Source organism: Pseudomonas koreensis (genome assembly GCF_024169245.1).
In the GTDB taxonomy this organism is placed as follows: Bacteria; Pseudomonadota; Gammaproteobacteria; order Pseudomonadales; family Pseudomonadaceae; genus Aquipseudomonas; species Aquipseudomonas koreensis_F.
This window is the reverse complement of sequence record NZ_JALJWP010000001.1, coordinates 4,837,950-4,856,047: the sequence shown is the minus strand read 5'-3', so window position 1 is coordinate 4,856,047 and position 18,098 is coordinate 4,837,950. Positions and strand designations below refer to the sequence as shown.

At 61.1% G+C, this 18,098-nt stretch carries 17 protein-coding genes; 7 read left to right on the top strand and 10 right to left on the bottom strand.

Going from position 1 to position 18,098, the window contains the following annotated elements; translation table 11 throughout:
• The first annotated feature begins 151 nt into the window (after positions 1 to 151).
• On the top strand, positions 152 to 2,773 hold the full coding sequence (ligD, locus tag J2Y90_RS21375) for a DNA ligase D (RefSeq protein ID WP_253502885.1): 2,622 nt from the start codon (positions 152 to 154) through the stop codon (positions 2,771 to 2,773).
• Here the strand turns inward: ligD and J2Y90_RS21370 are convergent, their stop codons facing one another.
• The 3 genes from J2Y90_RS21370 to sodC all read right to left on the bottom strand — a co-directional run bounded on the left by J2Y90_RS21370 (position 2,774) and on the right by sodC (position 4,218).
• Positions 2,774 to 3,175, bottom strand: coding sequence for a hypothetical protein (locus J2Y90_RS21370; protein WP_253502883.1), 402 nt, complete (start codon positions 3,173 to 3,175; stop codon positions 2,774 to 2,776).
• Positions 3,176 to 3,255: 80 nt separating this feature from the next.
• Entirely contained in the window at positions 3,256 to 3,570 is a 315-nt protein-coding gene (locus tag J2Y90_RS21365) for a DUF2388 domain-containing protein (protein WP_039762352.1), read from the bottom strand.
• Between the two features lie 126 nt (positions 3,571 to 3,696).
• Positions 3,697 to 4,218: a superoxide dismutase [Cu-Zn] SodC gene (sodC, locus tag J2Y90_RS21360; protein WP_253502880.1), complete on the bottom strand. Its 522-nt coding sequence runs from the start codon at positions 4,216 to 4,218 to the stop codon at positions 3,697 to 3,699.
• A gap of 244 nt (positions 4,219 to 4,462) precedes the next feature.
• Between sodC and J2Y90_RS21355 the strand changes: the two genes are divergently transcribed.
• A complete protein-coding gene (locus J2Y90_RS21355; protein WP_253502877.1) occupies positions 4,463 to 6,076 on the top strand; it encodes a methyl-accepting chemotaxis protein in 1,614 nt (537 codons plus the stop codon).
• Positions 6,077 to 6,229: 153 nt separating this feature from the next.
• Here J2Y90_RS21355 and J2Y90_RS21350 read toward each other — a convergent pair whose 3' ends face one another.
• On the bottom strand, positions 6,230 to 6,661 hold the full coding sequence (locus J2Y90_RS21350) for a nuclear transport factor 2 family protein (protein ID WP_253502874.1): 432 nt from the start codon (positions 6,659 to 6,661) through the stop codon (positions 6,230 to 6,232).
• A 523-nt stretch (positions 6,662 to 7,184) separates the two neighbouring features.
• Here J2Y90_RS21350 and mqo point away from each other — a divergent pair.
• Entirely contained in the window at positions 7,185 to 8,831 is a 1,647-nt protein-coding gene (gene mqo, locus J2Y90_RS21345; protein WP_064363529.1) for a malate dehydrogenase (quinone), read from the top strand.
• A 93-nt stretch (positions 8,832 to 8,924) separates the two neighbouring features.
• On the opposite strand, the gene J2Y90_RS21340 is transcribed toward mqo, so the two are convergent.
• Positions 8,925 to 9,353, bottom strand: coding sequence for a nuclear transport factor 2 family protein (locus tag J2Y90_RS21340; protein ID WP_253502871.1), 429 nt, complete (start codon positions 9,351 to 9,353; stop codon positions 8,925 to 8,927).
• 32 nt (positions 9,354 to 9,385) lie between these two features.
• Here J2Y90_RS21340 and J2Y90_RS21335 point away from each other — a divergent pair, with 32 nt between their 5' ends.
• Both J2Y90_RS21335 and J2Y90_RS21330 read left to right on the top strand, forming a co-directional pair.
• On the top strand, positions 9,386 to 9,697 hold the full coding sequence (locus J2Y90_RS21335; protein ID WP_253502869.1) for a hypothetical protein: 312 nt from the start codon (positions 9,386 to 9,388) through the stop codon (positions 9,695 to 9,697).
• A gap of 93 nt (positions 9,698 to 9,790) precedes the next feature.
• The gene (locus tag J2Y90_RS21330; RefSeq protein ID WP_429461780.1) at positions 9,791 to 10,600 is read left to right on the top strand and encodes an OBAP family protein; all 810 of its coding nucleotides are present in this window, start codon (positions 9,791 to 9,793) and stop codon (positions 10,598 to 10,600) included.
• A 133-nt stretch (positions 10,601 to 10,733) separates the two neighbouring features.
• On the opposite strand, the gene J2Y90_RS21325 is transcribed toward J2Y90_RS21330, so the two are convergent.
• Positions 10,734 to 11,504, bottom strand: a complete 771-nt coding sequence (locus J2Y90_RS21325; protein ID WP_253502866.1) for an alpha/beta hydrolase — start codon at positions 11,502 to 11,504, stop codon at positions 10,734 to 10,736.
• Between the two features lie 112 nt (positions 11,505 to 11,616).
• Between J2Y90_RS21325 and J2Y90_RS21320 the strand changes: the two genes are divergently transcribed.
• Positions 11,617 to 12,576 carry an aldo/keto reductase gene (locus J2Y90_RS21320; protein ID WP_253502862.1) on the top strand — a complete coding sequence of 320 codons (960 nt, stop codon included), beginning with the start codon at positions 11,617 to 11,619 and terminating at the stop codon, positions 12,574 to 12,576.
• A 6-nt stretch (positions 12,577 to 12,582) separates the two neighbouring features.
• Here the strand turns inward: J2Y90_RS21320 and J2Y90_RS21315 are convergent, their stop codons facing one another.
• Positions 12,583 to 13,476 (bottom strand): LysR family transcriptional regulator, encoded by an 894-nt coding sequence (locus J2Y90_RS21315; RefSeq protein ID WP_253502858.1) that lies wholly within the window; start codon positions 13,474 to 13,476, stop codon positions 12,583 to 12,585.
• Between the two features lie 97 nt (positions 13,477 to 13,573).
• On the opposite strand from J2Y90_RS21315, the gene J2Y90_RS21310 reads away from it, so the two are divergent.
• A complete protein-coding gene (locus tag J2Y90_RS21310; RefSeq protein WP_253502855.1) occupies positions 13,574 to 14,050 on the top strand; it encodes a (R)-mandelonitrile lyase in 477 nt (158 codons plus the stop codon).
• Between the two features lie 209 nt (positions 14,051 to 14,259).
• Here the strand turns inward: J2Y90_RS21310 and paoC are convergent, their stop codons facing one another.
• Genes paoC through paoA form a run of 3 tightly spaced genes read right to left on the bottom strand, consistent with a single transcriptional unit; the run spans position 14,260 to position 18,031 of the window.
• Positions 14,260 to 16,458 (bottom strand): aldehyde oxidoreductase molybdenum-binding subunit PaoC, encoded by a 2,199-nt coding sequence (gene paoC, locus J2Y90_RS21305; RefSeq protein ID WP_253502852.1) that lies wholly within the window; start codon positions 16,456 to 16,458, stop codon positions 14,260 to 14,262.
• Entirely contained in the window at positions 16,455 to 17,411 is a 957-nt protein-coding gene (locus tag J2Y90_RS21300) for an FAD binding domain-containing protein (protein ID WP_253502849.1), read from the bottom strand. Before J2Y90_RS21300 ends, paoC begins: the two co-directional genes overlap by 4 nt.
• Positions 17,408 to 18,031: an aldehyde dehydrogenase iron-sulfur subunit PaoA gene (gene paoA, locus J2Y90_RS21295; RefSeq protein ID WP_253502795.1), complete on the bottom strand. Its 624-nt coding sequence runs from the start codon at positions 18,029 to 18,031 to the stop codon at positions 17,408 to 17,410. The genes J2Y90_RS21300 and paoA overlap by 4 nt, the downstream gene beginning before the upstream one ends.
• Between the last annotated feature and the right edge of the window lie 67 nt (positions 18,032 to 18,098).

Sequence of the window (18,098 nt, the reverse complement as noted above, 5' to 3'; positions counted from 1 at the left end):
GTACCCTGTTTAGCCAGCCCAGGCAATTACTGGGTGTGTCGTTACAAGCCCCGGCCGCTCCATCCGTCCGGGGCTTTTTTACGTCGATTGAATTTTTCCGCCGCCGTGTCGCTCTTCTGCATAACAGAACCCGTTTGCCATCGGTGTGCTCATGAACAGGAACCTCGACGATTACAACCGCATGCGTGATTTTTCCGCGACTTCGGAACCGGCTGCGGTCAAGCGCCCGGGGCGTAAGTCTGCCAAGGATCACGCGTTGCAGTTCTGCATCCAGAAGCACGACGCTTCGCACCTGCATTACGACTTTCGCCTGGAACTCGACGGCGCGCTGAAAAGCTGGGCGGTGCCGAAGGGGCCGTCGCTGGATCCCAAGGTCAAGCGTCTGGCGATCCATGTCGAGGATCATCCGCTCGATTACGCGACGTTCGAAGGCAGCATTCCCGAGGGGCATTACGGCGCCGGCGATGTGATCGTCTGGGATCGCGGCGTGTGGATTCCGCTGGAGGATCCGCACAAGGCCTATGCGAAGGGCCGGCTCAAGTTCGAGTTACAAGGCGAGAAGCTCGGCGGCGTGTGGAATCTGGTGCGTACGCACATGCCGGGCAAGAAAGAACAATGGTTTCTGATCAAGCATCAGGACAATGCCGCACGCCCGCAGGATGATTTCGATGTGCTGGTCGCCGAGCCCGACAGCGTGCTCAGCGAACGCACAATTGTCGGCAAACCCACGCTGGCTGCGGAACAGGCGAAACCGGTCAAGAAGGCTCCGGCCAAGGCGCGCAAACAGGCCTCGGGCCAGCTCACCGGCGCTCGCAAGGCCAAACTACCGGCGCTGATCAAACCGGAGCTGGCGACGCTGGTCGATAGCGCACCCGAAGGGCAGTGGAGCTATGAGATCAAATTCGACGGTTACCGAATCATGGCGCGGATCGACCATGACGAGGTACAACTGTTCACCCGCAACGGCCACGACTGGACGCACAAATTGCCTCAGCAGGCCAAGGCGCTGGCGGCGCTGGGCCTTGAATCGGCTTGGCTCGATGGCGAGATGGTGGTGGCCAACGAGCAGGGGGTGCCGGATTTTCAGGCGCTGCAGAATGCCTTCGATGCCGGGCGTAGCGGCAACATTGTTTATTACCTGTTCGACTTGCCGTTTCTCAACGGTGTCGACCTGCGTGATGTGCCGGTCGAAGAGCGCCGTGCGGCGCTGAGCACCATCCTCGGCGCACAGAAAGATTCTTCACCGCTGCGCTTCTCCGAAGCTTTCGAAGAAACCCCGGATGCGTTGCTCAACAGCGCCTGCCAGATGCAAATGGAAGGCCTGATCGGCAAGCGTCTTGGCTCGCCTTATGTGTCTCGGCGCAGCGGCGACTGGATCAAGCTCAAGTGCAAGCACCGGCAGGAATTCGTCATCGTTGGCTACACAGATCCCAAAGGTGCGCGCAGTGCTTTTGGCGCGTTGCTGCTGGGCCTGCACGACCGTGACAGCGGCGAGTTGCGCTATGCCGGCAAGGTCGGCACCGGATTCAACGAAACCACGTTGAAAAGCATCCTTGCCCAGCTCAAGCCGTTACAGACCAAGAGCGCGGCGGTGGTCAATCCGCCGAGTGGTTTCGAGGCCAAGGGCGTGCATTGGCTGAAGCCGAAACTGCTGGCGGAAGTAGCGTTCGCCGAGATGACCAAGGACGGCTCGGTGCGCCACGCCGTGTTCCATGGTTTGCGCGATGACAAACCGGCCAAGGACATTACAGAGGAGCGAGCGAAGCCTGTGAAAGCTGCCAAATCCGAAAAATCCGAGAAGACCGAAAAAACCAAACCCGCTGCGAAGAAACCGGCGAAGAAGGCTGCTGCCAGCAAAGCCGAAACCGCGCCGTCGCAAGCGGGACTGGCCGGCGGCAAGGTGCGCATCACTCACCCTGATCGGGTGATCGACGCGGTCAGCGGCACGACCAAAATGCAGCTGGCGCAGTATTACGCCAGCGTTGCCGAATACATCCTGCCGCAACTCAAGGATCGCCCGGTGGCGCTGGTGCGTGCGCCGGACGGCATCGCCGGTCAACTGTTTTTTCAGAAGAACGCCGATCGCCTGGCCATTCCCGGCATCACTGCTCTGGACAAGGATGTCACCGGCCAGCCAGTGATGATGATCAACAACCCCGAAGCGCTGGTCGGCGCGGTGCAGATGAGCACCGTGGAGCTACACACCTGGAACGCCACGACGGTGGATCTGGACAAGCCCGATCGCTTCGTCCTCGACCTCGACCCGGATCCGGCGCTGCCATGGAAGAGCATGGTCGAAGCCACCGCGCTGACCCTCACCGTGCTCGATGAGCTGGGGCTCAAGGCCTTCCTGAAAACCAGCGGCGGCAAGGGTATCCACCTTGTCGTGCCACTGACACGCAAACATGGCTGGGACGAAGTGAAGGACTTCAGTCACGCCATCGTCAGCCACATGGCCAACCTGCTGCCCGATCGAATTTCAGCAGTGTCGGGGCCGAAAAACCGGGTCGGACGGATCTTCATCGATTACCTGCGCAACGGTCTCGGCGCAACCACCATTTGCGCCTATGCCGCGCGGGCCCGTGAAGGCATGCCGGTATCGGTGCCGGTGTATCGCGAGGAGGTCGCTGAGCTCAAGGGCGGCAATCAGTGGAACATTCACAATGTTCACGAGCGTCTGGCCGAGGTTGGTGAGGAACCGTGGGCAGACATGAAGAAAACCCGTCAGACCATCACTGCCGAAATGCGCAAACGGGTCGGCATGAAAAAGTGATCAGGTGTCGCGCAGCAAGTCGTGGGCGTTGAGCAGTTCGAAGGCGATTTGCGGGTGATTTTCCAGGCCTTTGCGAATCGCCGCAGGGATCGCCGCGCGGGTCTTGCGGCACAGCCCCGGCAGATCGTCGATCTGAATGGCAATGCCGCGCATGGTGCGCACTTCGTTGAAACCGGGCGCGACGTCGACGCGAATGCCCAACTGCTCATACATGCGCTGTTGCAGGCGTTTGAGATCGTCGAGGTTTTTGAGTTGTTCCAGACGCGCCAGGAGGATTTTCTCCTCGGCACGAGTCAGGCGCAGAATGCGCAAATCGGCGCCGGGCGTTTCCAGCAACGGGTCGCGCCCGCAGATGCAGGCGCCGGGTGGGCAGGGTGAGCGCAAGGGCACGGTCGTCGTCATGGCCTCCATCATAGAGGCCGTCGGACATATTTGCCTATGCGCACTCAGCGGCCGTCCATCGGCCGCTGCTTCCCTCATGACTACTGATGCACGCCTTCGTATTGCACCAGAATGGCGTTGGCCAGGTCTTCATCGCTGGCGTTCAAGCCAGGGTTGGCCTGACGCACCTGTTGCAGTACCGACTCAAGATAAACCCCACGAATGGCCCCACCGCTGGCGACAAAGGCAGACACGTCGTCACGGGCCGGAATCACCATTTTGTCATCCTTGAAGGTCGAGTACAGCGACGCGGAGACACCTGCGGAGGTGGCGACGTCACCCGCGTCAACGCGGGCCAGCGCCGAACCGACTGGCAGGCAAAGCATTAAAGAAGAAATCAGGACTAACTTGCGCATGACGTGTTCCTCCACAAGCGCGAAGCAAAAAGAGAAGGGACTACATAGTTTCAGAGATAATCGGCGCGCTGGAGTTCCGTGAGCGGAAAAAAGCCTTGGGTCAGGGCATTATCCCGCTCAGTCGGATCAGATTACCCCGCAGGCCATGCGGTCGCCGCCACCGCCCAGTGGCTTGGGCATGTCGGAATGGTTATCGCCGCCGGCGTGAATCATCAGGGCGTGGCCCTTGATCTCGGAGATTTTCTTCAGCCGCGGCGCCAGCACCGGATAGTTGGCGACACCGTCAGTCGTCACATATACCGCTGGCAGATCACCCAGATGCCCGTCCGCGTACGGGCCAAGATGCTTGCCGGTTTTCGCCGGATCGAAGTGCCCGCCAGCGGCCAGTGCCGCGCCTTTGACGCCATCTTTGGTGCCCGCTTCGCAACTGCCGTTTTCATGGACATGGAAGCCGTGAATGCCGGCCGGCAATGATTTCAGCTCAGGGGTAAACAGCAGACCGTAAGGCGTTTCGCTGACCGTGACCGAACCGATCGTCTGCGGCGCACCGTCGGCGCTGACCAGATTGATCGCGACTTTCTCCGTTGCCGCCTGTGCGGTGCCGATTGCCAGGGCGCCGAGCAGGCCAAACCACAGTGCGCGTTTCATAAGCGTTTCCTTCAGCTGCATGAATGTTCGAAGCGATGGATTCATAGCCCGCCAGGGTTAACCGGCGATGAAAGCGTAATCCATCGGCGCTGCAAAGTCTGACTGGGCCTGCGCTTGAAAAGTTTTGCCGGATTCAAGTCGCCACTGACATCAGCCGATACGCTCTGTGTCGGCAGTTCTATCCAGATAGGCTTAACTGAAATCCGACAAGCGCAATCCAGCGTGCCCACGGGGAGATTCCACGGTGTCGATCAAACTGCGTTTGGTGTTGCTGATTGCGACCAGTCTGCTGACGGCGCTGATCGTGAGTCTGGTCAGTTACGTCGGCAATTTGCGGATGGCCACGGCGGTCAGCGATAACACGGTGAGCATGAGCGCGCTGCGCAATCACATGGAAGCCGACATGATGCACGACGCCCTGCGCGCCGATGTCTATTCGGCGATGCTGGTGGGTTTGGGTAAAAGCACCGGCACCGCCACCGAAGTGCGCGATTCGCTCAGCGAGCACGCTGGGCATTTTCGTGAAGTGCTGGATGACAACCTGAAGCTGCCGATCAATCCGCAGGTGCGCACGGCGCTGGAGCAGATCAAGCCGAGCCTCGATACCTACATCAAATCCGCCGAGCAGATCGTCGGCGTGGCGCTGGACAATCCGGATGCCGCCCAGCAGCAGCTTGGTACTTTCAATAGCGCCTTCACTCAGCTCGAAGAGCAGATGGGCGCGCTCAGCGAACTGATCGAAAACAACACCCTGCACACCAGCGAAGGCACCGAAGCGGCCATCCGCCACGCCAATCTTGCGCTGGGAGTGGTGCTGGTCGTCAGTCTGTTGCTGCTGCTGATTCAGGGGCGCTGGGTGATCCTGAGTATCATGGGGCCGCTCAAATCCGCCAGCCACATCGCCGAAAGCATCGCCCATGGCAATCTCAGCGAACCGATTGTCGAGCCCAGCGGCAAAGACGAAGCCAGTGCCTTGATCCGCACGCTGGCGACGATGCAGCGCGATCTGCGCAATATGATCGACGTGGTGCGGCGCAACGCCCACGGCGTCAGCGGCATGAGCGAGCAGCTCAGCCTCGGCTGCCATCAGGTCGCGGACAGCAGCCAGCAACAAAGCGTCGCCGCCGGGACCATGGCCGCCGCCGCCAGCCAGATGACCGCCAGCATCGAAGAAATCACCCGCCACGCCGAACGCGCCCTGAGCATGGCCAATCAGGCGGAAAACCTGGCCAAGGAGGGCGGGGGAGTGATTCACCAAGTGGTCAGCGATATGGACGACATCGCCCGCTCGGCGCAGCAGTCGGCGCAGGTGATCCGCACACTGGATCAGGAATCCGAGGCGATCTTCAATATCATTCAAGTGATCAAGAGCATCGCCGACCAGACCAATTTGCTGGCCCTCAACGCCGCGATCGAAGCGGCGCGGGCGGGTGAACAGGGCCGAGGATTCGCCGTGGTCGCGGATGAAGTGCGCAGTCTGGCCGCGCGCACCAGCGCCTCGACTCAGGAGATCGCCGCGATGGTCGCACGTATTCAGAACAGCACGCGCGAGGCGGTCAGCAGCATGGAGGCGGGTGTGGCGCAGGTCGACAAGGGCATGGCGGTGACGGCGGAAGTCGAGCGAGCGATTCGGGAAATCCTTGATGCCACGCTGAGTACCACACAACTGGTCAACGACATCACTCGCACGATTGGCGAACAGAGTATGGCCAGTAACGAAATCGCCCATCAGGTGGAGATGATTGCCGGAATGAGCGAGGGAAATAGCCGTGTCATCGGGCAGACCGCGACGACCACGGACGAGTTGTCGAATCTGGCAGGGCAGTTGGCGCGGTCGGTGGATCGGTTTCGGTTGTGATATTCAGATGAGGGTTTTTGGTTGTCTGGACTGGCGCTATCGCGAGCAGGCTCGCTCCTACAAAGGACTCGACACCGCCGAACCCTGTGGGAGCGAGCTTGCTCGCGAAGAGGCCAGCTCGGGCAACACTGAATCAGGCCAATGTGCCCTCAATCAAAATTTGAACGCCTGCCGTCCCACCAACAGCCACTTCCCGCCTTGCTTCTGCCAGATCTGAAAATTCTCGATCTCGGTCGGAATCACCTCGGTCCCTTTCAACGCCTGCGCGGAAAAGTGGTGGCGCACCAGGGCGGTATCGCCGGACAGGGTGATAGTCTGCTTCTGCATCTCCAGCGCCTTGAATGCGCTGCGGCCGGTTTCGATGTCGGCGATGAATTCCTGCTTGTTCTGAATCTTGCCGCTGGAGTGGCCGTAGGTCAGGTTCGGCGCGGTGAGAGCGTTCAGTTCGGCGATGTCTTTGTGCAGCATCGCTTGGGTCAGGTGGTCGACTGCCTGGGCAACTTCCTTTTCCGCCGGGGCAGGGGCGGCCATGGCATATGCGCTGAAGGCGCAGAGAAAACCGATCAGGAGGCGGGACTTGGTCATGTTGTTTCCTTGTTGTTATCGGGTTGGAAGGACTGAAGAGAATTCATCAGTCATCGTACAACGTAGCAGAATATGTTCTTGATGGATAACGAGCCGTAAGGATTGATTCAGCGCATTGCGATAATGGGCCCGCGAAAGTGTGTGTGAGATGCGTAATTGACATCATGTTTCGCACCCGACGGCCGATAAGTTCATCAGCGAAAGAACTCTTGGGGCGGGAACAGACGCGCGGGTTTGCCTGACGTGATATTCTCCGCGCCAATTTGCTTTGACCTAATTCGGTTGGTCTGCCTTTGAGGCGGGCCGACGGGATCCCTGTCGCTCAAGCAGCTGAAGCCAATAACGATAAGAAGTCAGTTCAGAAGGGACATTAACTGAGGTCGATGCCACATGTCGGCCTTGTGTGCCCACCCGTCAATATTGAAGTGTGCCGGATTGCGCGACGCCAGCCTGAGCGTCAACAAAGCGCAACGCAGACCGATAACAACGACGGGCGGAAGGCGTTTTATCATAGGTGCAACAGATGTTTAAGAAAGTGAACACAGCCTTGCTGGGGCTGGCTTTGGCGATGGGGATGTCGTCTGCCAATGCTGCCGAAGCGAAGAAAGTTGACGTCCTGCTGATCGGCGGCGGCATCATGAGCACCACCCTGGGTGTGTGGATCAATGAGCTGGAACCGAGCTGGTCGATGGAGATGGTCGAGCGCCTCGACGGTGTCGCCCTGGAAAGCTCCAACGGCTGGAACAACGCCGGTACCGGTCACTCGGCCCTCGCCGAGCTGAACTACACCCCGGAAGACGACAAGGGCAACGTAACGATCCCGAAAGCCGTCGAGATCAACGAAGCGTTCCAGGTGTCGCGTCAGTTCTGGGCGTGGCAGGTTCAGCAGGGCGTGCTGAAGAACCCTCGCTCGTTCATCAACACCACACCGCACATGAGCTTCGTGTGGGGCGATGACAACATCAAGTTCCTGAAAAAACGCTACGAGGCCCTGCAGGCGAGCCCGCTGTTCGCCGGCATGCAGTACTCCGAAGATCCGGCGGTGATCAAGAAGTGGGTGCCGCTGATGATGGAAGGGCGTGACCCGAACCAGAAAATCGCGGCCACCTGGAGCCCGCTGGGTACGGACATGAACTTCGGCGAAATCACCCGCCAGTTCGCCGCTCACCTGCAGACCAAGCCTAACTTCGATCTGAAACTGTCGAGCGAAGTCGAAGACATCACCAAGAACGCCGATGGCACTTGGCGTGTCAGCTACAAAAATCTTAAAGACGGCAGCAAAACCGAAACCGACGCCAAGTTTGTGTTCATCGGCGCTGGCGGCGGTGCCTTGCACCTGCTGCAGAAGTCGGGCATTCCTGAAGCCAAGGAATACGCAGGCTTCCCGGTTGGCGGCTCGTTCCTGGTAACCGACAACCCAAGCATTGCCGAGCAGCACCTGGCCAAGGCCTACGGCAAGGCTTCGGTTGGCGCGCCACCGATGTCGGTTCCGCACCTGGACACCCGTGTTCTGGACGGCAAGCGCGTCATTCTGTTTGGCCCGTTCGCGACCTTCAGCACCAAGTTCCTCAAGGAAGGTTCGTACTTCGACCTGCTGACCAGCACCACCACCCACAACATCTGGCCAATGACCAAGGTCGGCATCAAGGAATACCCGCTGGTCGAGTACCTTGCCGGTCAACTTATGCTGTCGGATGAAGATCGTCTGAACGCGCTGAAGGAATACTTCCCGAACGCCAAGGCCGAAGACTGGCGCCTGTGGCAAGCCGGCCAGCGCGTGCAAATCATCAAGCGTGATGAAGCCGCTGGTGGCGTGCTGAAACTGGGCACCGAGATCGTTGCTTCGCAAGACGGCTCGATCGCCGGCCTGCTGGGCGCATCGCCAGGCGCGTCGACTGCTGCACCGATCATGCTGAGCGTGCTGCAGAAAGTCTTCAAAGACAAAGTCGCGACTCCTGAGTGGCAGACCAAGCTGCACCAGATCGTGCCGAGCTACGGCACCCAGCTGAACAGCGATCCGGCCAAAGTGGCTGCCGAGTGGGCTTACACCGCGAAGATCCTCGAACTGCCGACGCCTCCAGTGATCGGTCAGGTAGCTGCTCCAGCGGCACCTGCGGCTGATAAAGCCGTAGCGCCGAAGGAAAATGCTGCACGTGACATGGCTCTGTAACCGGAACCCTGACACACAAAACCCACTGAACCGGCAACGGTCAGTGGGTTTTTTTGCTCGTCAGCTCCTACGGTCCTACGGTCCGGCGGGGACTCAGGCTTTTGCCGACGCGAGATAGGCCCCCAAGCGCCGACCCATTTCTTCGCCCAGTGCCTGCAATCCGCTCAGCGGCCGCACCATCACTTCGAACTCGACGATCTTGCCGCTGGCGTCGAAGCGGATCATGTCGATGCCTTTCAGCTCCCTGGTGCCGACTTTGGCGCTGAACTCCAGAATCACATTCAGACCATCCGCCGTCGCCAACTCGCGGTGATAAGCGAAATCTTCAAACACCTCGAACACTGTGTTGAGGATCATCGCCACCACGGGCGCGCCGGGGTAGGGCGTGTGGGCCATCGGCGAGCGGAACACGGCTTGGGCATCGAGCAATTCGGGCAGGGCTTCGAGATTGCCGCTGCGGATCATCTCGTGCCAGCGCTTGAGGGATTCGGCAACATTGGGCTGCAAGGCGAGTTCGGGCATGGTCACTCCGGTTTTTATTGTGGTTGGCGGCAATGACTGTAGATCAACCCGGCGCAGAGTGGATCGTCAACTTTCAAGCTGAATACCGGTCCATGCCCGAAGCGGATCAGATGCGCATCTGCTCCGTATTTTTCTGTTTCATCTGCCTCTGTATTCAGTACAGCCACAGCCTCAGAATGCCCGGGCAGTGCGGACATTCACCCCCCGACCTCATCCCGAAGCGTCCGGTGCACCGCACACTCAGCATCAAGGAGCGCAACATGTACAAGATGGCAATTTTCCTCGGCGGCTTTCTGACCTTGACCATCCTGATCGGCGTACTGGCGACGATCTCTCCAGTGTGATCCGCGCGTTTTTTTTCGAACTCCGCCGTTCTCCTGCTTTCAGTTGCAGAACAGGGCCCAAGCGCCCGTCACTGAATGTCCGAGGAGCGAAAAATGCGTAATACAACCTTGCAGGGACGTTGGGTTCCCGTCGGTTTGATGGTCGCCGCGCTGACCGGTTGTGCGATGAGCAACACCGAGTCACCGGTGCAGACACCGGGCCAGGCCAAAGCCTCCGACACTGAAATGCTCGAAGTCGGCGCGCAATGGTTGCAGGACAAACCGCCGATCCGCGCATTGAACATGTACCTCGATGGCTTCCATTTCTACAGCGGCCATCCCGGCGCACAGATGGAAGCGCATCACTACTGCTCGGCGCTCAACGAGGAAGTGTTCCAGTGCGTGATCTACGACGGCAACACCGCTGAAGCGAAGCTGATGGGCGTGGAATACATCATCAGCCAGCGCCTCTTCACGCAATTGCCGGCGAAGGAAAAAGCTTTGTGGCATAGCCACGCGCACGAAGTCACTTCTGGCCAGTTGGTCGCACCGGGCATTCCGCAAGTGGCGGAAACCCGTCTGATGGAAAAGCTCGCCAACACCTACGGCAAGACCTGGCACACCTGGCACACCGATCAGGACAAGCAGCTGCCACTGGGCGTGCCGCAGTTGATGATGGGCTTTACGGCTGACGGTCAGGCGGATGCGCAAATGGTCCGTCAGCGCGATCAGCGTCTGGGCATTGACAGCGCCGAGAAGAAAAAGGCCCGCGCCGAGATCAAAGCGGCGCCTGTCGCATCAGGGGCCGATGCGTGGCAGAAGGGTAATGCCGTGCAACTCAACGACCCGACCGGGCATCAGCACGTCACGCCGCGCCCGGCCACCTCTGGCGATGAAAATGCGCGGAGCGGCAGTCAGCCTTAGCTTTGGACAGTAGCTGGAAATGGTGTTGTCTGTACCGGCGTCATCGCGAGCAGGCTCACTCCTACATTTGAAATGCATTCCCCCTGTAGGAGTGAGCCTGCTCGCGAAGGCGTCTCCATGATCGCTACACCTTTCAGCGATTCAACACATCCCCCATCCACCGCAAATACTCCCCTCGCTCAGAAATCGAGTTATGCCCCGAGTCCGGCACCACCTTCAGCGTCGCCACCCCCGCAGGAAAGTTCTCGAACAACCGCTGCGTGCTGCTGCGTCCAATCACCTCGTCATCACTCGCTGCCAACAGCAATGTCGGCACGCGAATGTGCGCGGCGTACTTGCCCGATTCGAAAAGATCCTTGAGCAGCCACTTCACCGGCACCCACGGGTATTGCCGTTCAGCGATTTCCTCGAGGCTGTTGAACGGCGTTACCAGGATCAGGTTCTGCACCGGCCGCTGACTGGCCAGGCGCGCCGCCACACCCGAGCCAAGGCTGCGCCCGATCACTGCAATCTGCGGATGACTGGCGTAGACCTGATCGAACAACGCCAGCGCATCTTCGGCAATCGCCGCTTCCGATGGCGAGCCAGTACTGCCACCAAAGCCCCGGTAGTGCAGGAAATACAGCGCGTAGTCCGGGAACGCCTCGGTGAACTCCGGCAGATTGCGCGAGACGTCCTCGGCATTGCCGCCGAAATAGATCAGCGCCCGCGTCCCGCTGCGCTCTCTGGTAGTCACCCAGACTTCGGCGTCCGGCATCGACAGCTGCACTCGCGAATCCGCTGAAACCACGGCGGCAGGCTGGGGAAACCAGATCAGCGAACGCTGAAACACGAACAGCGCGGCGCACAGCACCAGGTACACGGCAACGATGAAAACGACGAGTGACATCAGGGTTCGGGACATTCGGCTACTTTTAACGGGGTGGGAGGTTGGCTGTGGCAGTGTAGTTCAGCGACTGCGCCTGACAGCCTGCGCACACACCATGCAACAGATCCCGCGCAGCAGGAGGACTCGCATGCGCCACACTGAGGGTTACTCTCGTCGCCGCTTGCTTACGCTGGCTGCTCAGGCAGCGGCGATGTTGACGATTGATCGGGCGTTGGCCAGCGGCACGCCGCCGCCCGTCACTGCGCCGCACACGGCAGGAGACCAGACCATGCAGACCCGCGCCATCCCTTCCAGCTCCGAGGCACTGCCCATGGTCGGATTGGGCACCTATCGCGGTTTCGACGTCGGCCCGGGCGATCCGGTTTACCGGCAATTGCCCGCCATACTCGAAGCGCTGTTCAGGAAGGGCGGCACACTGATCGACAGCTCACCGATGTACGGCCGCGCCGAGCAGACCACCGGTGAATTGCTGTCGATCCACGAACCGCGCTCGCCGGCCTTTCTCGCCACCAAGGTCTGGACCCGCGGGCGCGAGGAGGGTATCGCGCAGATGGAGCAGTCGTTCAGCCTGCTGCAAACCGAGCGCATCGACCTGATGCAGATTCACAACCTGCTCGACTGGCAAACCCACTTGCCGACCCTGCGCGAATGGAAGGAGCAGGGGCGGATACGCTACATCGGCATCACCCATTACACCTCGTCGGCCTATGACGAAGTCGAAGCGGTGCTGAAGGCCGAGAAGCTGGATTTTCTGCAGATCAACTACGCCCTCGACGACCGAGGCGTGGAAAAGCGCATCCTGCCGCTGTGCCGCGAGCGCGGGGTCGCGGTGATCTGTAACCGGCCATTTGGCGGCGGCGATCTGCTCGCCCGGCTCAAGGGCAAGCCGTTGCCGGCGTGGGTCTCGGATGTACAGGTGAACAGCTGGCCGCAACTGGCGCTGAAGTTTCTGCTGGCGCACCCGGCTGTGACCTGCGTGATTCCGGGGACCAGCAATCCGCGCTACATGGCTGACAACGCCGGAGCCGGTTTCGGGCCGATGCTCACCGATGCGCAGCGGCATCAGCTGATTGCGTTGCTGGGCTGAACCGGGTCAAACGCGATAGCGCAACGCCTCCAGCAACAACGCAAACGCCGGCGCTGCCTGGCGTCGGCTCGGATAGTACAGGTGATAACCGGAAAACGCCGGGCACCAGTCTCCGAGCACCTGGATCAAGCGGCCGTCGGCCAGAAACGGCGCGACCACGTTTTCCGGGATGTAGCTCAGACCGAAACCGTCCAGCGCGGCGTCGAGCAACGGGTAGACGCCATTCAGGGTGATCTGCCCGGAGACGCGAACCTTCAGGCTTTCGCCGTCCTTTTCGAACTCCCACGAATACAGCCCGCCATTGGTTGGCAGACGCAGGTTGTTGCAGGCGTGCTCGGTCAGGTCGCGCGGGGTCTGTGGCGCAGCGCGCCGGGCGAAGTAGGCGGGCGAGCCGACCACCGCCATGCGCATGTCCGGACCGATACGGGTGGCGATCATGCCTTGGGCGACGTCTTCGCCCAGGCGCACACCGGCATCGAAGCCTTGGCCGGCGATGTCGACGAAGCCATAGTCACAGCAAACCTCGACGGACACATCCGGGTACTGCGGCAGGAAATCCTGCAACACCGGACGCAGGAGCCAGTTCAGCGAATGGTCGGTGGCGCTGATGCGGATCTTTCCCGCCGGGGTCTCGCGCAGGTTGCTCAGGGCGGCCAGTTCCACCTCGATCTCCTCGAAGCGCGGGCCGATGGTTTGCAGCAAGTGTTCGCCGGCCTCGGTCGGCGAAACACTGCGCGTGGTGCGGGTCAGCAGGCGCAGGCCGAGACGTGCCTCGAGACTGCGAATGGTGTGGCTGAGCGCCGATTGCGACACGCCGAGTTTGGCCGCGGCCTTGGTGAAACTGCGTTCACGGGCAACGGCGAGAAAGGCGAGCAGGTCGGTGGCATTTTCCCGGAGCATTGATGATTGTCCTGCATAAGTTTTTTCGGATTCTAGACGATTATTTAAAGAGTGCAGATCGCTACAGTGGTTGCATTATTCATCCGGAGGAACCGCCATGAACCCGATCGCTGCTTCTGCGCTGACGTTCTCGCTGCTGGCCGGCGAGGTGCAGGCCACCGAAACCCCGCGTGTCACGGTCACGCCGAACGGCTCTCAACCCTCGGCCAAAGGGCCCGCTGACTGGTTTACCGGCACGGTGCGGGTGGATGCGCCGTTCAAGGGTACCGACGAGGCCCGCGTCAGCGGCGCGACCGTAACGTTCGAGCCGGGCGCGAGAACTGCGTGGCACACCCATCCGTTAGGACAGACATTGATCGTCACCGCAGGAGCAGGGTTCGTCCAAGAATGGGGCCAGCCGGTTCGCGAAATCCGTCCGGGCGATACCGTGTGGATTGCGCCGGGTGCCAAACATTGGCACGGAGCGGCACCGACGACGGCGATGAGTCATATCGCAATTGCGGAAGTGCTGGATGGCAAGGTGGTGGACTGGATGGAACAGGTCAGTGATGAGCAATATCCAAAGACCGAGTGAAGCCATTTCCCCTCACCCCAGCCCTCTCCCGAGGGAGAGGGAGCCGACTGAGATGTCTTGCGATGTGCATCGACCTGAATGTGCCGTTGCGATTATGGATTCACAGAAAGACTTTCAAGTCGCTGCACATCCTGACTATCCCCGGTTCGGTCCCCTCTCCCTTTGGGAGAGGGTTAGGCGGGCGGCGTTCCGATGAGGGGCTTTTGACTTCAAATCATCTCCGGTAATGAATCCAGAATCTTGTCCAGCGTAATCGGGTACTCCCGCACCCTCGCGCCGGTGGCGTTGTAGATCGCATTCGCCACTGCTGCACTCACGCCGCAAATCCCCAATTCACCAACACCCTTGGCCTTCATCGGCGAAGAAATCGGGTCGGTTTCCTCGAGGAAGATCACTTCCTGATGCGGAATGTCGGCGTGCACCGGCACCTCGTATCCGGCGAGGTCATGGTTGACGAAAAAGCCCAGGCGCTTGTCCACCGCCAGCTCTTCCATCAATGCCGCGCCGACGCCCATGGTCATCGCGCCGATGACCTGACTGCGCGCCGAGGTCGGGTTGAGAATCCGTCCCGCCGCGCAAACCGCCAACATGCGTCGCACACGCACTTCGCCAGTGGCGGCATCGACGGCGACCTCGACGAAGTGCGCGCCGAAGGTCGATTGCTGATACTTCTCGGCCAGATCACCGAACTCGATGCTGTCCTCGCCAACCAGCGCGCCGCCCTCAGCGGCGTTGCGCAAAGGCAGGCTTTTGCTGCCGACGCGCACCTGACCATCGGCAAACTCGGCCTGACCCGCCGCCAGCCCCAGCTTCTGCGCCACCGCTTCGCGCAATTTCACGCACGCCGCGTAGACCCCGGCGGTCGAGCAGTTGCCGCCGAACTGGCCGCCGGAGCCAGCCGAGACCGGGAAGTCCGAATCGCCCAGACGCACCACCACATCATTCAGGCCCACACCCATCATCTCGGCGGCTGTCTGCGCGATGATCGTGTAGCTGCCGGTGCCGATATCGGTCATGTCGGTTTCGACTACGACCTTGCCGTCACGCTCCAGGCGCACGCGGGCGCCGGACTTGACCAGCAGGTTGTTGCGAAACGCCGCCGCCACGCCCATGCCGATCAGCCAACGTCCTTCGCGGCGAGTGCCCGGTTGCGCCTTGCGCTGATCCCAACCGAATTTTTCTGCGCCGATCTGCAGGCATTTGACCAGTTGGCGTTGCGAGAACGGCCGCTCGGTCTTCACCGGATCGACCTGAGTGTCGTTAGCGATGCGGAACAGCACCGGGTCCATCTTCAGCTGTTCGGCCATTTCGTCCATGGCGATTTCCAGCACCATCAGCCCCGGCGCTTCACCCGGCGCGCGCATGGCGTTGCCTTCAGGCAGGTCAAGCGGGGCGAGGCGCATGCTGACGCGGCGGTTTTCTGCGGCGTACAACAACTGACTCGGCTGCGCGGCCAGTTCGACCTTGCCGTCGGCGAGGTTGCCCGACCAGCCTTCATGCGCGATGGCGGTCAGCTTGCCTTCCGCCGTGGCGCCCATGCGGATGCGCTGAATCGTGGCCGGGCGATGGGTGGTGTTGTTGGCCATTTGCGGGCGGGCGAGGGCGACTTTCACCGGCCGGCCAGCCATGCGTGCGCCGAGGGCGGCGAGGATCACGTCGGCGCGGATGAATAGCTTGCCGCCGAAACCACCGCCGATGTACGGAGAAACCAAACGGACTTTTTCTTTCGGCAGGCCGAGGGTTTTTGCAATGTCGCCGACACTCCAGGCGACCATCTGATTCGATGTCCACACGGTCAACTGATCGCCTTTCCACGCGGCCAGTGTGGCGTGCGGTTCCATCATCGCGTGGGACTGGTCCGGCGTGGTGTAGCTCTGATCGAACTGCACCGGCGCGGCGGCGAAGGCCTTGTCGAAGTCGCCGTGATTGACGTCGGGCAGCTCGTCTTTCGGCTCGACGCCGAGGTCTTTGACGCTGGCCAGATCGAACTTGCCCTCAGTGGTTTCATAATCGACCTTGACCAGTTGCGCCGCGGCGCGCGCCTGTTCAAAGGTTTCGGCAACCACCAGCGCAACGGCTTGCTGGTAATGCTGCACTTCGGGGCCGGCGAGTAGATGCGCGGCGTTGTAATCGCCCTTGTCGAGCTTGCCGGCATTCTCTGCAGTGACAATCGCCAGCACGCCGGGTGCGGCTTTGGCCTCGTCGAGATGAATGGCTTTGATCCGCCCTTTGGCGATCGCCGAGTCGACCATGAAACCGTAGGCCTGATGGGCAGCCGCTTCATGTTGCTCGTAGGCGTAAGTCGCTTGGCCGCTGGTTTTCAACGGGCCTTCGATGCGCTCGGTGGGCTGGCCGACGACCTTCAGGCGGTCGATGGGATTGGTGGTGGCGGGCGTGTCGAATTTCATGCGGTTTCCCTCGCTTGCGCCAACACCGAGGCCAGCGTGCGCTCGACCAGTGTCAGTTTGAATTGGTTGTCCTCGGTGGGCGTCGCGCCTTCGAGCAGGCGCTCGCTGACTGCTTTGGCTCCCTTGGGCAGCAGCTCTTCAGCGGCTTCGACCCGCCACGGTTTCGGCGCAATGCCGCCAACGGCGACGCGGCCGGTGCCGTCCTTTTGCAGGATCAGCCCGACCGATACCAGCGCAAAGGCGTAAGACGAGCGATCGCGGACCTTGTGATAAATGTGCGTGCCGCCGACCGGCGCCGGCAGGGTCACGGCGGTGATGAACTCACCGGGTGTCAGGCTGGTTTCGATGTTCGGCGTATTGCCGGGCAATTGATGGAAATCGGCCATGGCAATGCTGCGGGTGCTGCCGTCGGGCTTCACCGTTTCGATCTGCGCATCGAGGGCGCGCATGGCGATGGCCATGTCGCTCGGGTGGGTGGCGATGCAGGCGTCGCTGACGCCGATGATCCCCAGTTGTCGAGTGACCCCGCCGATCGCCGCGCAACCGCTGCCCGGATTGCGTTTGTTGCAGGCCTGATGGGTGTCGTAAAAGTAAGGGCAGCGGGTGCGTTGCAGCAGGTTGCCGGCGGTGGTCGCCATGTTGCGCAACTGTCCGGAAGCGCCGGCGAGCAGGGCGCGGGAGAGCAGGGCATAGTCCTTGCGCACGCGGGCGTCGGCGGCCAGATCAGTGTTGCGCACCAGGGCGCCGATACGCAGTCCGCCCTCAGGCGTGGCTTCGATCTGGTCGAGGCCGAGGTGGTTGATATCGATCAGGTGCACTGGGGTTTCGATGTCGAGCTTCATCAGGTCGAGCAGGTTGGTGCCGCCGGCGATGAACTTGGCGCCTTCGACCTGCGCAGCCTGGGAGGCGGCTGCCGCAGGCGAGTCGGCGCGGCTGTAATTGAAGGCTCTCATGCCGGCACCTCCGCGACTTCAGTGATGGCTTCAATGATGTTCGAGTACGCGCCGCAGCGGCAGATATTGCCGCTCATGCGTTCCTGCAGTTCGGCGGCGATCAGCTTCGGCGGCTCGGTCAGGCTCGGGCTGACGTGGCTGGGAATACCGTCGCGGATTTCCTTGAGCACGGCGACCGCCGAGCAGATCTGCCCGGGCGTGCAATAGCCGCACTGATAACCGTCGTGCTTGATGAACGCGGCCTGCATCGGGTGCAGCTTGTCCGGCATGCCGAGGCCTTCGATGGTGGTGACTTCGCTGCCTTCGTGCATCACCGCCAGGGTCAGGCAGGAGTTGATCCGCCGACCGTCGGCGATCACCGTGCAGGCGCCGCACTGGCCGTGGTCGCAGCCTTTCTTGGTGCCGGTCAGGTGCAGGTGTTCGCGCAGGGCGTCGAGCAGGGTGGTGCGGGTGTCGACTTCGAGGGTTTGTGGTTTACCGTTGACTTGCAGGGTGATTTTGCTCATGGCCGGTTGCTCCAGACTGGCCGCGTAGGCCTTGAGGCTGATAAAGGGGGGCATTGCGAACGCCGTCGCGGTTACGGCGCCGAGGATCATGAAGTTGCGTCGGGAAATCGGCATGGTTCGATTCCTTTTCTCTCATCGGGCGGCAGGATTGCAAAAGGCCCAAAAGGGCGCGCCGGCATGC

Coding starts and splice junctions, on each gene's coding strand:
- J2Y90_RS21315 (WP_253502858.1), bottom strand. CDS start 13,476: ATGCTCCGGGAAAATGCCACCGACCTGCTCGCCTTTCTCGCCGTTGCC.
- paoA (WP_253502795.1), bottom strand. CDS start 18,031: ATGCCGATTTCCCGACGCAACTTCATGATCCTCGGCGCCGTAACCGCG.
- sodC (WP_253502880.1), bottom strand. CDS start 4,218: ATGAAACGCGCACTGTGGTTTGGCCTGCTCGGCGCCCTGGCAATCGGC.
- J2Y90_RS21350 (WP_253502874.1), bottom strand. CDS start 6,661: ATGACCAAGTCCCGCCTCCTGATCGGTTTTCTCTGCGCCTTCAGCGCA.
- J2Y90_RS21370 (WP_253502883.1), bottom strand. CDS start 3,175: ATGACGACGACCGTGCCCTTGCGCTCACCCTGCCCACCCGGCGCCTGC.
- J2Y90_RS21310 (WP_253502855.1), top strand. CDS start 13,574: ATGAACCCGATCGCTGCTTCTGCGCTGACGTTCTCGCTGCTGGCCGGC.
- J2Y90_RS21340 (WP_253502871.1), bottom strand. CDS start 9,353: ATGCCCGAACTCGCCTTGCAGCCCAATGTTGCCGAATCCCTCAAGCGC.
- ligD (WP_253502885.1), top strand. CDS start 152: ATGAACAGGAACCTCGACGATTACAACCGCATGCGTGATTTTTCCGCG.
- J2Y90_RS21365 (WP_039762352.1), bottom strand. CDS start 3,570: ATGCGCAAGTTAGTCCTGATTTCTTCTTTAATGCTTTGCCTGCCAGTC.
- J2Y90_RS21320 (WP_253502862.1), top strand. CDS start 11,617: ATGCGCCACACTGAGGGTTACTCTCGTCGCCGCTTGCTTACGCTGGCT.
- J2Y90_RS21335 (WP_253502869.1), top strand. CDS start 9,386: ATGACTGTAGATCAACCCGGCGCAGAGTGGATCGTCAACTTTCAAGCT.
- J2Y90_RS21330 (WP_429461780.1), top strand. CDS start 9,791: ATGCGTAATACAACCTTGCAGGGACGTTGGGTTCCCGTCGGTTTGATG.
- paoC (WP_253502852.1), bottom strand. CDS start 16,458: ATGAAATTCGACACGCCCGCCACCACCAATCCCATCGACCGCCTGAAG.
- mqo (WP_064363529.1), top strand. CDS start 7,185: ATGTTTAAGAAAGTGAACACAGCCTTGCTGGGGCTGGCTTTGGCGATG.
- J2Y90_RS21300 (WP_253502849.1), bottom strand. CDS start 17,411: ATGAGAGCCTTCAATTACAGCCGCGCCGACTCGCCTGCGGCAGCCGCC.
- J2Y90_RS21325 (WP_253502866.1), bottom strand. CDS start 11,504: ATGTCCCGAACCCTGATGTCACTCGTCGTTTTCATCGTTGCCGTGTAC.